7 protein-coding genes are annotated in these 15,560 nt (G+C 43.1%); 4 read left to right on the forward strand and 3 right to left on the reverse strand.

Going from position 1 to position 15,560, the window contains the following annotated elements; translation table 11 throughout:
• The first annotated feature begins 3 nt into the window (after positions 1 to 3).
• The 4 genes from HMPREF9010_RS10900 (at position 4) to HMPREF9010_RS10885 (ending at position 10,097) form a co-directional block, all read left to right on the forward strand.
• Entirely contained in the window at positions 4 to 2,232 is a 2,229-nt protein-coding gene (locus HMPREF9010_RS10900) for a fimbrillin family protein (RefSeq protein ID WP_008649423.1), read from the forward strand.
• Positions 2,233 to 2,259: 27 nt separating this feature from the next.
• Positions 2,260 to 3,162 carry a glycerophosphodiester phosphodiesterase family protein gene (locus HMPREF9010_RS10895; protein WP_004322301.1) on the forward strand — a complete coding sequence of 301 codons (903 nt, stop codon included), beginning with the start codon at positions 2,260 to 2,262 and terminating at the stop codon, positions 3,160 to 3,162.
• Between the two features lie 176 nt (positions 3,163 to 3,338).
• A complete protein-coding gene (locus tag HMPREF9010_RS10890) occupies positions 3,339 to 7,319 on the forward strand; it encodes a two-component regulator propeller domain-containing protein (protein ID WP_008649427.1) in 3,981 nt (1,326 codons plus the stop codon).
• 213 nt (positions 7,320 to 7,532) lie between these two features.
• Positions 7,533 to 10,097 carry an outer membrane beta-barrel family protein gene (locus HMPREF9010_RS10885; RefSeq protein WP_008649428.1) on the forward strand — a complete coding sequence of 855 codons (2,565 nt, stop codon included), beginning with the start codon at positions 7,533 to 7,535 and terminating at the stop codon, positions 10,095 to 10,097.
• Between the two features lie 27 nt (positions 10,098 to 10,124).
• On the opposite strand, the gene HMPREF9010_RS0124490 is transcribed toward HMPREF9010_RS10885, so the two are convergent.
• From HMPREF9010_RS0124490 to HMPREF9010_RS10880, 3 genes are all read right to left on the reverse strand, one after another.
• Entirely contained in the window at positions 10,125 to 11,528 is a 1,404-nt protein-coding gene (locus HMPREF9010_RS0124490; RefSeq protein ID WP_085939307.1) for a glucoamylase family protein, read from the reverse strand.
• Positions 11,529 to 11,546: 18 nt separating this feature from the next.
• Positions 11,547 to 13,856 (reverse strand): beta-glucosidase BglX, encoded by a 2,310-nt coding sequence (gene bglX, locus HMPREF9010_RS0124495; protein WP_004324488.1) that lies wholly within the window; start codon positions 13,854 to 13,856, stop codon positions 11,547 to 11,549.
• A gap of 142 nt (positions 13,857 to 13,998) precedes the next feature.
• On the reverse strand, positions 13,999 to 15,531 hold the full coding sequence (locus HMPREF9010_RS10880) for a RagB/SusD family nutrient uptake outer membrane protein (protein WP_008649430.1): 1,533 nt from the start codon (positions 15,529 to 15,531) through the stop codon (positions 13,999 to 14,001).
• Positions 15,532 to 15,560 lie beyond the last annotated feature (29 nt).

Here is a 15,560-nt window from a genome sequence, read left to right on the forward strand (position 1 = left end):
GTTATGAAAATTACTAAACATATATTGGCTGCATGTATATTAACGGGTATGGCAGCTTGTGATACGGATAAAGAGATAGCCGTGTTCAATGAAGACTCCGGTGCAATCAAGATCAATGCTGTTATTGATGCTGCATATACCCGTAGTAATCCTACAGGAACAAATGAACAGCAAATGCAATTTAATAATGGAGACCAGATTCTGTTGAGTTGCGAAGATGGTAGTGTGACTTATATGTTGTCTGGAGGGCAATGGGCTCCTACGGATAACTATTATCTTAGGTGGGGAAATGAACCTGTTACTTATTCTGCCTTTTATCCGGTGACTGAAGGAACAAGCGTAGCCAACTTCTCTCTTCCTATTAATCAGCAGAGTTTGGAAAATCTGGCGAGCGCAGACTACATGACTTGCACAGTAGAGGATGCTGTAAATGAGGGAGCAGGTGTCCTTCATCTGAATATGAACCGGAGAATGGCGAAAGTTATCATGACATTGGACGATATAGACTCACAAAGTAAAGCTCTAGGAGTTAAAATCGGTTCCTATCAGGGATATACGGACGGAAATGTTTCATCGGGAACTGCACTTGTTTCACCGTATGTCACCATTCCTGAAGGAGGGAAAGCCGGACAAAGCGGATGTAAATATACGGCGATCGTAGCTCCGGGAGCTGCAAATCCTAATAGTACTTTCGTTTCTTTAAATTACAAGGGGGAAGATCTGGTATTGCCGGGCATTCCTGCAATAAAGGCCGGATTTTGTTATGAATTTACTTTGAAAGTAGAAGGTTCGGTCATTAGATTGAGTGAACCGATTGTCACTCCATGGGAGACTGGTACAATCAATGGGGGAGATGCAACGGAATTGCAATTGGACGCTTATTATGTGAAAGAGCATGCTACAGGGAATGCTACCGGTATGGATTGGGATAATGCAATGGGAGTAGACGGGTTACGCAATCTATTGAGAACTAACACTAACAGTGCGATCACGACTGCGAATGCTAAGAAATTGGATGGTAAGAATATCTATGTGGCAGGCGGTACCTATTTGATAGCAGATCAGGAAGCCGGTCTGAAAATAGAGTATAGCGGATATAGCAAACAAGTCGAAATAAAGGTTGTGGGTGGATATGATCCTCAAAGTACCCGGAAGGATTTAAGCAAGCGTGATCCTGTCCGGTATCTGACTACTTTCACAGGAGATGCAAATAATAACGGCATTGCGGATGCGGGTGATTATTCCTTGTTTACATTAGGAAACCAGATAGATATTACATTTGAAGGTTGTACGTTCTCTTGCGGTTATCATCCCAATGAGAAAATAAATGGCTATAGCGGTGGATTCCTGATTGCGAATGGTAGCAGTGGCAATGCAACATTACAGTTGAATCATTGTATCATTGAAAAGTGCTATAATGCGGGAGTAAATGGTTCAGGTGAGGCTGGTGGTTCCGGTATATTCATGTATAAGGGGACAGCCAAACTAAATCATGTGCAGTTGAGAAACAACAAGGCATCTTCGCGTGGAGGCGCAATTCGCGTCAATGACAGTGGGAGTATTCTTTTTATGAATAATTGCTCCATTACAGGCAATGAAGGCGGACAGTTCGGTTATGCTATTCAAATGTCAAACGGTCATTTATGTATGAATAATACAACTGTTACCAATAATAGTGGTAGAGATGGAACCATTAACGGCGCGGGGAGTATGTTGATTGTAAACTCTACCATTATCGAGGATGGTGCTCAAAATAGCGGGGCTGTTATTCGTTGTGAATCCTGGCCGGCCCGGCAATCATTCTTGATGAATAATATCATCCTGAATAAAAATGCAGCTAATCCGGTTGTTGAAATGTCCGGTGATGATACTCGCCATTTGACATCCAAAGGGTATAATCTGATGGGCGGTACGATCATGCCTGCATCAACCAACAAGTTTACAACATCAGAGTTTGATAAGTATAACAGTACGATTAGCTCTTTAAATGTCGTATGGGATGCCAATCGTTCTGTCTATACTTGGGACGGGAATGTGAATGAGTTTACCCGGACTGCTTCCGACGCTGTTAAGAATGCGATCACAACCGGCTTTAAACCGGATAGTTGTCCTTTCCAGAATTTAGGTGAGGAGTTTGGAAAATGGTTGGAAGAGATGGATGCTTTTTCCACTGACCAGTTGGGGAATCCGCGTGATAAAAATGCGATGTGGCCGGGAGCTTATCAAGAATAATGATACAATTTATTTAAACGAATGACAATGAAAAACTACAAACTGATATGGTTAGGGATATTCTGTTGTTTGCAACCTCTTATATTGTTTGCACAACGGGGAGAAACGATCCGTAAGGCATTTTTAGATCCGAAGTCCGATCAGGTGTTAGTCGTGGCACATCGGGGGAACTGGCGGAGTGCACCGGAAAATTCCGTAGCGGCAATTGATAGTGCCATACAAATGGGAGTGGATATTGTGGAGATTGATATTCACAAGACTAAAGACGGACAATTAATATTGATGCACGATGACCGTGTAGACCGGACAACCAATGGTAAAGGATTGATTAAGGATTATACATTGGCAGAAATCAAGAAGTTGAAACTGAAAGATAAGGATGGAAATCTGACAGAACATATTGTTCCAACATTGGAAGAGGCATTGTTGGCAGGCAAAGGTCAGATTATGTTTAACTTGGATAAGGCGTATTCTGTGTTTGACGAGGTATACGCTGTGCTCGAGAAAACCGGAACTGCCAGTTTGGTGATAATGAAAGGAGGCCAGCCGGTGGAAACTGTCAAAAGTGAGTTTGGAGATTATCTGGATAAAGTGATTTACATACCGGTGATAGGACTTGACGGAAAGGATGGCGAAAAGAAGGTCAGGGACTATATGACACAGCTGCATCCTGCTGCCTTCGAATTGGTTTATTCGGATTCTTCCAGTCCTTTGCCTCGAAAAGTGAAATCGATTATTCTGGGAAAGAGTCGGATCTGGTACAATACGTTGTGGGCTTCTCTTGCGGGAGGGCATGAAGACGATCAGGCTTTAAAAGATCCGGATGGAAACTATGGATATCTGATTGAAGAGCTAGGGGCACGGATTCTTCAGACTGATCGTCCGGGATTCATGCTGGATTATTTGAGAAAAAAGGGATTGCATGATTAATCGTCTGAAGACAATGAGGTAAAATGTATTGTTTGGCACACAGATAACGTCGATGATATAAACAGACGTTATCTGTGTTGCTTTTATCTATTCTCCAAATGAAAATAAATTTGAGATTTGGCTTAGGTTACTAAAATAGCTATATTTGGCTCACTGAATCGACATGGGTATATAATATGAAAAAGTCAATAATAGCATTTATCAGTTTTATTACTCTTTGTATTGAGCCATTAATGGCATCTGCCGAGTTTTCCTTTAAGAAATATCAGGTAGAAAACGGACTGTCTCATAACACAACCTGGTGTGCAATTCAAGATAGCTATGGCTTTTTATGGATAGGGACAAGTAACGGGCTGAACTGCTATTATGGTAGCGGAAATAAAATTTATCGGAATGTTTTAAATGACAAATATTCTTTAGGGAACAACTTTGTCAGTTCTCTGATGGAAGAGGGTGAAGACCTTTGGATAGGAACAAGTTCCGGACTATACATTTATGATCGCTCTGACGATCATTTCTTGTATTTTGATAAGACAACCAAATATGGAGTGTTTATTAGTTGCGAAGTCAAGAAAATTGTAAAAACGAAAAATGGCTTGATCTGGATCGCTACCTTGGGGCAAGGCATCTTTATTTATGATCCGGCAAAAGATGTTTTGACTCAAAATAGTATTCGGACTTTTTTTGCTTGGGATATTTGCCAGGGTACGGATTCTCTTGTCTATGTTTCTTCTATGCAGGAGGGGTTACTTTGCTTTGATGAAGAGGGAACTTTTCTGCAGAACTATCCGGTTTCATCCGAATTGAGTATTGGCAATCAAAGGATTAACTGTCTCCATAGTATTGAACATGAGATTTGGTGTGGCGTGGGGACGAATTCGTTAGGGTGTTATCAGGAAGGAAGTCGGGAATTAAAAATATATGATACATCTGCAGAGAGTTTCAGTTCTATTCTTTGTCTGATGGACTATAGCGAGAAAGAAATGCTGGTTGGTACGGACAATGGCGTTTATTTGTTTGACCGTGAGCGTAAAACATTTCGTAGGGGAGACTCTCCGTTTGGTTTATGGACTTTGAGTGATCCGACTGTACACGCGATGATGTGGGATAATGAAGGCACGCTTTGGGTAATGACTAATTCCGGCGGAATAAATTATATGTCTAAACAGTCGAAGCGTTTTTCTACTTATTCCCTGTCTTTGACGGGGATGGAAAAAGCAGATAGGGGGATAGGACCTTTCTGTGAAGATCGGGAGAAGAATGTTTGGGTGGGAACCCGGAATGGATTGTGGTTTTTCAATTCACAAACTCATTCTTTTTATGAGTATTCTTTGAAGAAATCGAATATAAGATACGATGTACGTAGCTTGTTGTTGGAGGGCGATAATCTTTGGGTGGGAACTTATGCTGAAGGATTGCATGTATTGAATCTGAAAACCGGGAATATTAAAAGTTATACTTATTCCCGTAATATCCCGAATACGCTTTGCAGTAATGATGTACTAAGCCTTTTTAAAGACCGTAAAGGAGAAATCTTTATCGGAACAAGCTGGGGATTATGTCGCTATAATCCGCAATCGGATAATTTTATAACTGTGATTAATGTCGGTGCTATGGCTTCTGTAACTGATATCTATGAGGATATGTACAATAATCTTTGGATTGCGACCTCAAATCGTGGCGTTTTCTGTTATAATACAGTTGGTGAAGAGTGGAAGCATTTTGAACATATCCGGGAGGACCTGACTACTATTACTAGTAACTCCGTGATAACATTATTTGAAGATAGGAAAGGTACGATGTGGTTTGGAACCAATGGTGGAGGATTATGCTCTTTTTCCAAAGAAACAGAAACTTTTGTTGATTTTGATCCGGAAAATGTCTGGTTGCCGGATAAGGTTATTTATTCGATAGAGCAGGATCAGGCAGGTAATTTTTGGATTTCCTGTAATTCCGGGTTATATCAGTTTAATCCGATAAATAAGAATGAGAACCGGCTTTTTACTATAAATGACGGTTTGCAGGGGAATCAGTTCACGGCGCAATCTTCATTGGCTTCATCGACAGGGAAGTTGTATTTTGGAGGAGTGAACGGCTTTAATGTTTTTGAACCGAAAGAATTTGCAGATAACACCTACCTTCCTCCTGTTTATGTTATGGATATCAGTTTTCCTAATTTGAATAATGAGCGGGAAGTGAGGCGGCTGCTCCAGCTGGATAAGCCTTTTTATACAGTTGATAAGATAAGATTACCTTATAAGAATAACAGTCTTACCATCCGTTTTGCGACACTTAGCTATGAAGATCCTCTTAGAAACCGTTATGCGTATATTTTGAACGGAGTAGATAAGGAATGGATTAACAACTCTTCTAATAATACGGCTTCCTATACCAATCTTCCTCCGGGGGAGTATGAGTTTTTGGTTCGTGGTTCGAATAATGACCATTATTGGAATGAAAAGGCAATTTCTTTATGGATTGTGGTTACTCCTCCCTGGTGGCGGACTACTATTGCTTATGTCGTATATGCATTGTTGTTACTTGCCGTCATCGTATTTCTTGGTTGGCGTTGGAATTTGTATGTCAGGCGTAAGTATAAACGTCGGATGGAGGAGTATCAGACTACCAAAGAAAAAGAAATGTATAAATCGAAAATCAATTTTTTTATTAATCTGGTACATGAAATACGTACTCCGCTAAGTTTGATTCGTTTGCCGTTGGAGAAATTGAGAGAAGAGGAAATCAAAGGGAAAGAGAACAAGTATATTTCTGTGATAGAAAAGAATGTAGATTATCTATTGGGAATCATCAATCAGTTACTTGATTTTCAGAAGTTGGAAAGTAGTGCTTTGCAGTTGAATTTGAGGAAATGCAATGTTAATGCATTGGTAAGTGATATTTTTAATCAATTCAGCGGTTCTGCGGAGTTGAGAGGACTGACATTACATCTTTGCTTGCCTCGTGAAGAAATTAATACGATGATTGATTCGGAGAAGATAAGTAAGATTCTCGTAAATCTGATGGGAAATGCGATGAAATATGCGAAATCCAGGATTGAATTGAAAGTATTATCAGTAGATGACGAGGTGAGGATAGTGGTTACTGATGATGGCCCCGGCATCCCGGAGGACCAACACGATAAAATATTTCAAGCTTTTTATCAATTGCCTGACGATCCGGTGGCATCATCTAAGGGTACCGGAATTGGTTTGGCATTTGCAAGATCCTTGGCAGAAGCCCATCATGGGAATTTGTTTCTGGAAGATAGTTCCGAGGAGGGGGCTTCATTTGTGTTATCTTTACCATTGGGAGTTGTAGAAACGGAAGATGCATCTGATGGATTGACTGAAACGGATGTTGTAGGTGTTGGAGAAGAAGTGACTTCTGTTTCTGAATTCGGTAATAGGAAATTCACAGTTTTATTGGTGGAGGATAATATTGAATTGTTAAATTTAACTCGAGAAGCTTTAAGTGTTTGGTTCAAGGTGATACGTGCCGGTAATGGAAAAGAAGCACTGGAAATACTTGCACACCAGGGTGTAGATGTTATTGTCAGTGATATTATGATGCCTGAAATGGATGGACTTGAACTTTGTAATCATGTAAAATCCGATATGGCTTATTCTCATATTCCTGTTGTTTTGCTGACTGCAAAAACGACATTGGAATCTAAAGTGGAAGGACTTGAAAGTGGTGCTGATGTATATCTAGAGAAACCGTTTTCTATTAAGCAGCTCCATAAACAGATCGAGAATTTATTAAAACTGCGATTGGCGTTTCATAAACAGATGACGGACATCACAATTGGTTCATCCTCTTCACTTTCGGATTTTGCCATTTCTCAAAAAGATGTAGAATTTATAGACAAGATCAATGCAATTTTATTGGAGCAGGTTGTTAATGAAAATTATTCAATTGAAACATTGGCAGATCAAATGAATATGAGTCATTCTAATCTTTACCGGAAGATGAAAAGTTTGTTTGGTATGCCTCCTAATAACTATGTTAAGAATTTCCGCTTAAACAAAGCAGCTGAATTAATAGCAAATGGTGTTCGAATAGCTGAAGCTGCAGAACGGTTAGGCTTTGCTTCTTCTTCCCATTTTGCAAAATGTTTTAAAGAGAAATTCGGAATGTTGCCAAAAGATTATAGATAACAAGTCTTTTCATGATAGGAAAAATAAGGGGAGGGTAAATGAAGTTTAAAAATGCAAGAAATATACTGTAGTAAGATTTTTTATCCATTCGTTTTATATTCTTAACTCCGAAAAATTCGTAAGTGTAGATAAACCAACTACTTTTGGCTCTCGAATTTGCAGCATTTTTGAATGTCTTGCGTCTAATAAACATAAACTAATATATTTCTAGTCATGAAACACAGACTGTTACTACTAATTCTATTCGTATTCGCTACCTCCGTGGCGGCGGGGTGGGCACAAAAATCCACAGCTCCTTCTTATACAGTCAAAGGAGTACTTATTGATTCTTTAACACAAGAGGGAGAACCGTATGCTACCATCAAAATAGCAAAGAAAAATGCTCCGGATAAAGCAGTCAAGATGGCGGTGACTGGGGCGAATGGTAAATTTCAGGAGAAACTGAATGTCGCTGCGGGCAATTACATCATCACTATTTCTTCGATTGGTAAAGCGCCGATAGTAAAGGAATTTACTCTAAAACCGTCCGTGAAGGAGGTTGACTTGGGCACAATGATTTCTTCAGAGGCCAATAACGTATTGAAAGGAGTGGAGGTAGTTGCACAAAAACCTTTGGTAAAGGTAGATGTGGATAAGATTGAATATAATATTGAAGATGACCCGGACTCAAAATCGAACAGTATATTGGAGATGCTTCGGAAAGTGCCTTTGGTAACGGTGGATGGAGAAGACAATGTACAAGTAAACGGCAGTAGCAGTTTCAAGATACATGTAAATGGAAAGCCCAATAATATGATGAGTAATAATCCGAAGGAAGTACTGAAAAGTATGCCGGCAAACACGATCAAATATATTGAGGTGATAACTTCACCGGGAGCTAAATATGATGCGGAAGGTATCGGAGGTATTCTGAATATCGTCACAGTAGGTTCCGGATTTGAAGGATACACGGCTACTTTCAGAGGAAATGCTAATAATAACGGAGTAGGTGCCGGCACTTACGCAATGGTGAAACAAGGTAAACTGACTGTTTCTGCCAACTATAACTACAATTATAATAATAGCCCGCGCAGCTATTCCGACAGTTATCGCGAAAACTACGAACCGGATAAAGAGAATGAAAAATATCTGGAATCGGAAAGTAGCTCCAAGTCGAAAGGGAATTTCCAGTATGGCAATTTGGAAGCCAGTTACGAGATTGATACGTTGAGGTTGCTGACCGTGGCTTTCGGAATGTACGGTAGCAGTGACAAAAGTAACAGTGGCGGAAATACGATTATGCACGGAGCTGATCGACAGGATTTTGCGTACCGTTATAGAACCGACAATCATGGAAAAGGGTCATGGTATTCTATCAACGGAAATATAGACTATCAACGTACTTCCCGAAAAAATAAAGAACGGATGATTACGTTTTCTTATAAAATCAATTCCCAACCCCAAACGAATGATTCATATAATACTTATCTGGACATCGAGCCTGATGAGAATAAACTGGATATCATTAAAGAATTGTCATTAAAGAATTTCCATTCGGACGGAAAGACAAATACGATGGAGCAGACTTTCCAGGTGGACTATACTACTCCGATTGGAAAGCTGCATACAATTGAAACCGGTGCCAAATATATTTTCCGACGTAACTCCAGTGATAATCGGTTTTATGAAGCCGAGGGAGCAAGTGAAAACTATGCATATAATGAGAATCGTAGTAGCGAGTACCGTCATTTGAATCATATTCTCTCTGCTTATGCCGGATATACGCTGAAATACAAGGGATTTACTTTCAAACCGGGATTACGTTATGAGCAAACCATACAAGAGGTGAAGTATCTGGTGGGTCCGGGCGAGAACTTTGATTCGAATTTTAGTGATCTGGTTCCTTCCGTTTCCTTGGGAATAAAACTAGGAAAGACGCAGAATTTGCGTGGTGGATATAATATGCGTATCTGGCGTCCGGGTATCTGGAATTTGAATCCTTATTTCGATAATCAGAATCCGATGTTTATCAATCAGGGAAATCCGAACCTGAAGAGTGAGAAGAGTCATTCGTTCGACTTGTCTTACAGCAGTTTTACGTCCAAGTTCAACATCAATCTTTCTTTGCGTCATTCTTTCAATAACAATGGAATTGAAAGAATCAGCCGTTTGATTACTGATAAAGACGGAGAAATCTTTGAAGATGGGCATAAAGCTCCCTACGGTGCACTGTATAGCACATACGGTAATATCGGAAAGAGCCGGGAAACAGGATTGAACTTTTATTTGAACTGGAACGCTTCTCCTAAAACGAGAATTTACGTCAATGGACGTGGCAATTATAGCGATTTGCGGAGTCCTGCCCAAGAGTTGCACAATTATGGATGGAATGCTTCTGCTTATGGAGGAATTCAGCAGACCTTACCGGGAAAAGTACGTTTGAGCCTGAACGGCGGAGGTAGCACACCCCGAATCAGTTTGCAGGGAAAAGGTTCAGGATATAGTTATTATAGTTTGGGATTGAGCCGTTCTTTCCTGAAAGAAGAACGTCTTTCTTTGAATATTTATTGCAGCAATGTTCTGGAGAAATACAGAACTTACAATAACCACACAGAAGGAGCTAACTTTATTTCGAAGAGTTCGAGCAAATATCCGAGCCGGTATTACGGTTTCAGTATCAGCTATCGGCTTGGAGAGTTGAAAGCCAGTGTGAAGAAAGCCGCACGAAGCATCGACAATGACGATGTGAAAGGTGGCGGCGGAGGAGGTGGAAACACCGGTGGTGGAGGTGGTCAGTAGACCACTTCCGCACACCGAGATTTCCTCTTATTTCTGTCTCACGTCTTGCTTGTTGGTGTTAAAACCAAGTTTGGTTAATCCGGCCTGTACGTCGGGATGGCTCATGAAGAGTTTCCACAATAATCCGGTCCGGTAGTTTTCGATCATGACAGCAATAGGACCTTGGTCGATAGCCAGATAACGTTGCGGATACCAATTGTCCGTTTCGCTGAAAGCATCGTAGAATCCGAAAGGACCGAACACTTTATCTCCCATACCATACAGATGGCGCATTACCTGCATGGAATATTCCGGTGTATAGACAATGGATGAAAGTGCGGCGGTAGGGGAGATTACTCCTTTGTCCTCCTGCTCATTGGGCGAATGAGCTGCATATCCATCGACGGAATAGCTGGCGGTCAGTCCCCAACAATCCGGTCCGAAACCTTTGTAATGTTTAGGGTTGCGGATGCAGTAAGCACGGTTCACCAGTGTCAGGTTGCGCATTTCGTGGAAGTAGCTGGGGCAGTATTCATCTTTCAGTCCCACCGGGTCAAGTCCGAGGAAAGAGTATTGAGCCCAGAAAAGCGGTCCGGCTTCGGTGCCCTGATAGCGGAGGTGCAACTCGATTCCTTCCACTTTATGCGGAGAAACGATGGCTCCGTTCTGTGCCCAACCGTCATGATAGACAGCCGCAGGTACTCCGTGTGTAGGAGAAGCGGCGGCAAGAATATACATAATCATACATTCGTTGTAACCGTGTACAGGGAAATTCATTTCCCAGCCATACGTCGGACTCCAATGCCAGTAAAGAACGTTTTGCCCGCCTTGCCGATACCAGTTCCAGTCGACATCCCGCCAAATCTGGTCGATCCGTTGGGCGAGGGCTTTCTCTTTCTCGTTTCCGTTGACGTAATATTGGTGTACGGCCAGCAGCCCTTGGATGAGGAAAGCGGTCTCTACCAGATCGCCCCCATTATCTTTTTGCCCGAATGGTTTCACCTTGCCCGTATCACCATACCACCAATGAGGGTAGGCTCCATGGAAACGGTCTGCCTTTTCGAGGAAAGAAACGATGCGTTCCATTCGTGCCAGTCCCTCTTCGCGGGTGACGTAACCGCGGTCGATTCCCGCAAGGATAGCCATGATGCCGAAGCCGCTGCCGCCGGAAGTGACTACGTTGGCATCGTTTTCTGGATAAACGCCGTCCACATGATAACGTTCGGGAGCCAAGCCGCTATTCGGCTCGGCACCTTCCCAGAAATAGAGGAAAGTCCGTCGCTGGACGGTATTCATCAGGGCGTCGTCCGATAACGAGTCGGTGGCTGCGGAAAGGTTGTTGCTTTTGCTTTTCCCTTTACAGCTCTGGAAAGTCAGGGCAACGGCGGATAGAAATAGTAACATGAGCGGAAGTGCACTCATTTCTATTATTCTTTTATATTTATCGTTCATAATCAAGGTGATAAAAGTTTAGTTTAACGTGAACTTCGCGGTTTTCACATCACGGCTGTTCGTACCGATCATCACTTCAAAGTCGCCCGGTTCGGCAACCAGTTGCAAGTCATAATTATAGTATCGAAGCATTTCCGGAGCAATCTTGAAACGGACAATCTTCATTTCTCCCGGTTCCAGGAATATCTTTTGGAAACCTTTCAGCTCTTTGACGGGACGGGTACTGCTACCCACAACGTCGCGGATATAAAGCTGTACCACTTCCGAGCCGGGCCATGTTCCGGTATTGGTAACCTCCACTGCCGCGGTCAACGAACCGTTCATGTCCATGGAAGAATGACTCAAGTCGATGTCGCTGTAAGAGAACGTCGTATAAGAAAGGCCGTAACCGAACGGATAAAGCGGATCATTATCCACATCGAGATAGTTGCTGCGGAATTTCTCGAACCATTTGCCATCTTTCAATGGGCGTCCGGTATTTTTGTGCGCATAATAAAGAGGTATCTGGCCGACATTCTTCGGGAAAGTCATAGTCAGTTTACCACCCGGATTGACGTAACCGAAGAGGGCGTCACCAATGGCGTAAGCGGCTTCACTACCTCCGAACCATACATTCAGAATGGCAGGCACATGCTCCTGTTCCCAGTTCAGCGTAAGCGGACGTCCGGTGAATAACACCAGTACCACCGGTTTGCCTGTCTTTAAAAGTTCTTTCAACAGATTCTGTTGTACGTCGGGAATATTCAAGTCTGTACGACTGCTGCTTTCACCGCTCATTTCAGAAGATTCGCCTAGCGCTGCGATGATGATATCCGACCGACGGGCTACGTTCAATGCTTCGTCCAACAACTGCTGGTCGGTGCGGTTGTCACGGTTCAGGGAACGGCCGAACATCGTTGCCCGTTCTTCGTAACTTGCATCACTAATCAGGTTGCTTCCTTTAGCGTACATGATATTCGCTTTTCCGGCTGTCATCTCTTTCAATCCTTCTACCAAAGAAGGGCAACGGTCGAGCACAGCTGCTACGCTCCATGTACCCGGCATATTGCTACGGCTGTTTGCCAACGGACCGATTACTGCAATATTTCCTTTAGGGTTGAAAGGCAACAACGGATTTCCGTTCGGATTACCGTCGGGACTGTCATTCTTCAGAAGAACGAAACTTTCTGCTGCAATTCTGCGGGCTGCATCACGATGGGCTTTGGTAAAGATGTCGCGTGCCGGACGTTTCGGATCGCAATATTTATAAGGATTATCAAACAATCCCAGTTTATATTTGGCTTCCAGAATACGACGGCAAGCCGTATTCAATGTTTCCATAGAGACTTTTCCTTCCTGAACGGATTTCTTCAGTGTCCCTACAAAACCCTCGCTTACCATATCCATATCCACTCCGGCGTTGATGGCACGGGCGGATACTGTCTGAAGATCACCGATACCGTGATCGATCATTTCTGAAATGCCGGTATAATCAGTTACCACAAAACCGTTGAATCCCCACTGTCCGCGGAGAATATCCGTCATCAGCCATTTATTGGCAGTGGCCGGAATACCGTCTACTTCATTAAAAGAAGCCATCACGCTACCTACACCCGCTTCAACGGCTGCTTCATACGGTAGCATATAATCATTGAACATTCGTTGGCGGCTCATATCCACGGTGTTATAGTCGCGGCCGGCTTCGCCTGCCCCATATAACGCAAAGTGTTTTACGCAGGCCATGATTTCGTCATTCCGTTCCATGTTTTTCCCCTGATAGCCGCGCACCATCGCTTCGGCAATCATGGCACCGAGAAACGGGTCTTCGCCACTACCTTCGGATACGCGTCCCCAACGAGGGTCACGTGAAATATCCACCATCGGGCTGAAAGTCCATGAGATCCCATCGGCGCTCGCTTCTACAGCCGCAATGCGGGCAGACTCTTCAATGGCTGTCATGTCCCAGGTGCAAGACAAACCGAGCGGGATAGGGAACATCGTTTCGTATCCGTGAATAACGTCCATCCCGAACAATAACGGAATACCCAGCCGGGAATCTTCCACAGCCTGTTTCTGTACTTCACGTATTTTCTCTACTCCTTTCAGATTGAACAATCCTCCCACTTCGCCTTTCTTGATTTTTGCGGCGATGTCGCTGCTTTTAGCCTGTCCCGTAGTGATCTCTCCGGTGACAGGAAGGTTTAACTGTCCGATTTTTTCTTCCAGCGTCATTTTATTCATCAATACGTCGATGAAACGATCCATATCCTGTGGCGACTTTTGTGCCGACGCGGTTAGAAAACCTGCGGCAAACAACAGGACGGATAGACTTAACTTTTTGTATATCATATTATTATAGTTACTTTTATCTCTATTCATATAAAGTCCTCCTGATGCGTTGAATGTTCGGCACCGAGGAGGACATTGTTCGACACCGAGGAACAGTAGTTTCGGCACCGAGGAAACAACCGTTCGGCACCGAGGAACTTTCTTATTGGTAGTCGGGGTTCTGTACTAACACTCCCTTAGACTTGTCGATCTCTGTCTGTGGCAGTGGAAGCAGTGCGTTTTTGTCCTGATAATTGGTTTTACCGGCTGCGTGTAACACTTCTTTTGCAATGCCCCAACGAACGAGGTCATAGAAACGGTCGAATTCCAACCCTAATTCCACACGGCGTTCGTGGCGGATGGCCTCACGCAATTCTCCCTGATCGGTAGTCGTCACTTTAGGCAATATATTGCTATTGGTGCCTCTGGCGCGTGCGCGTACTTGTTCCAAATAGTCGATTGCTTCACCCGGAATACCTTTTTCATTAGCTGATTCGGCTCCCATCAGCAGTACATCTGCGTAGCGGATCAGACGAATGTTTACCCAGAATCCTTTGTTGGTATATTCTTTGCGCAAAGCCGGGTCGGTATAGGCTTTCTTGTTAAAGTAAGCACCTATTGCCGGAGAAACCGGAGACTCGCCGTATGGTTCGTTGGTGTTTTCCGGTGTGATAGGATCGCTGTCCGAGTGGCGGAAGTAGAGTAGGGTAGAGTTTTTGCGTGGATCACCCTGTTCGTATGCTTGCGCCATATACTCTGTTGCCATGTGCCATCCCCATCCCAAGTCCCATTGACCTGCTCCGCGTACACCTTGTACTTCACAGAACTGGCTACCGATAACGGTACTTTGAGGAAGAGCGGCAGTAGCTGTACATTGCAACTCGAATATAGAACCTCCGTTATTTTCACCATCATCCGTGAAAATCTCATTATACGGAGTCTTTAAGTTGTAGAGCCCCTTTTTGATGACGTCGGTGGAGGCTGTGTACATATTGTTCCAGTCGTTGCGCATCATATAAGTACGCGCGTGTAAGGAACGGGCAGCTCCCCAAGTCAGTCGTCCGGTGTATTCGCTGCTCCATGTTTCTGGCAATGACTCTTCTGCTGTTTTCAGGTCCTTGTCGATTTGCTCATAGATTTTATCAGCACTTGTCTTCGGGATATTGGCTTCCGAAGCATCGTTGATTTTATAAGTTACCAAAGGAACTTCGCCGAAAGCTCTTACCAGATTGAAGTAGCAATAAGCACGGAAGAAAGAGGCCTCTCCCTTATTGATGATGTCTTCAGTTTCTGTTTGTCCGGCTGTTTCTTTTTCTGCAATGGCATCAAGAATCTCATTACATTGGTAGATGATGGCATAATTCTGTCCCCAATAAGCACCCAGTAGGCCGTTGGTCGGTGTATACACAAAATCATCATACATTTCGGCTACATCAGAGCCATCGCTGGCAATACTTCCTTTTTCCGAATCTTCCGAACGAAAACAGTGGATGGCAAAAGCAGGAGGGCCGGCTGTCACATTATAGTTACGCATCATCGTATAGACATTATAAATCTTACCGTTGACCAGAGCGTTCGGATTGTCATCTTCCGTGAACTGTCCTTGCGGACTACGATCCAGAAAGTCACTACAGCTACCTAGAAATAATGTAGTTGAAGTAATAAGGGTTGCAAATATATATTTATTCAGTTTCATATAATGATAGTTTTAAAGATTAAAGTTGT

Source organism: Bacteroides sp. 3_1_23, from assembly GCF_000162555.1.
In the GTDB taxonomy this organism is placed as follows: Bacteria; Bacteroidota; Bacteroidia; order Bacteroidales; family Bacteroidaceae; genus Bacteroides; species Bacteroides ovatus.

Bases quoted from the DNA above. Each gene is read 5' to 3' on its own strand.
- HMPREF9010_RS10885 (WP_008649428.1), top strand. From the start codon at position 7,533: ATGAAACACAGACTGTTACTACTAATTCTATTCGTATTCGCTACCTCC.
- HMPREF9010_RS10895 (WP_004322301.1), top strand. From the start codon at position 2,260: ATGAAAAACTACAAACTGATATGGTTAGGGATATTCTGTTGTTTGCAA.
- HMPREF9010_RS0124490 (WP_085939307.1), bottom strand. From the start codon at position 11,528: ATGAACGATAAATATAAAAGAATAATAGAAATGAGTGCACTTCCGCTC.
- HMPREF9010_RS10880 (WP_008649430.1), bottom strand. From the start codon at position 15,531: ATGAAACTGAATAAATATATATTTGCAACCCTTATTACTTCAACTACA.
- bglX (WP_004324488.1), bottom strand. From the start codon at position 13,856: ATGATATACAAAAAGTTAAGTCTATCCGTCCTGTTGTTTGCCGCAGGT.
- HMPREF9010_RS10900 (WP_008649423.1), top strand. From the start codon at position 4: ATGAAAATTACTAAACATATATTGGCTGCATGTATATTAACGGGTATG.
- HMPREF9010_RS10890 (WP_008649427.1), top strand. From the start codon at position 3,339: ATGAAAAAGTCAATAATAGCATTTATCAGTTTTATTACTCTTTGTATT.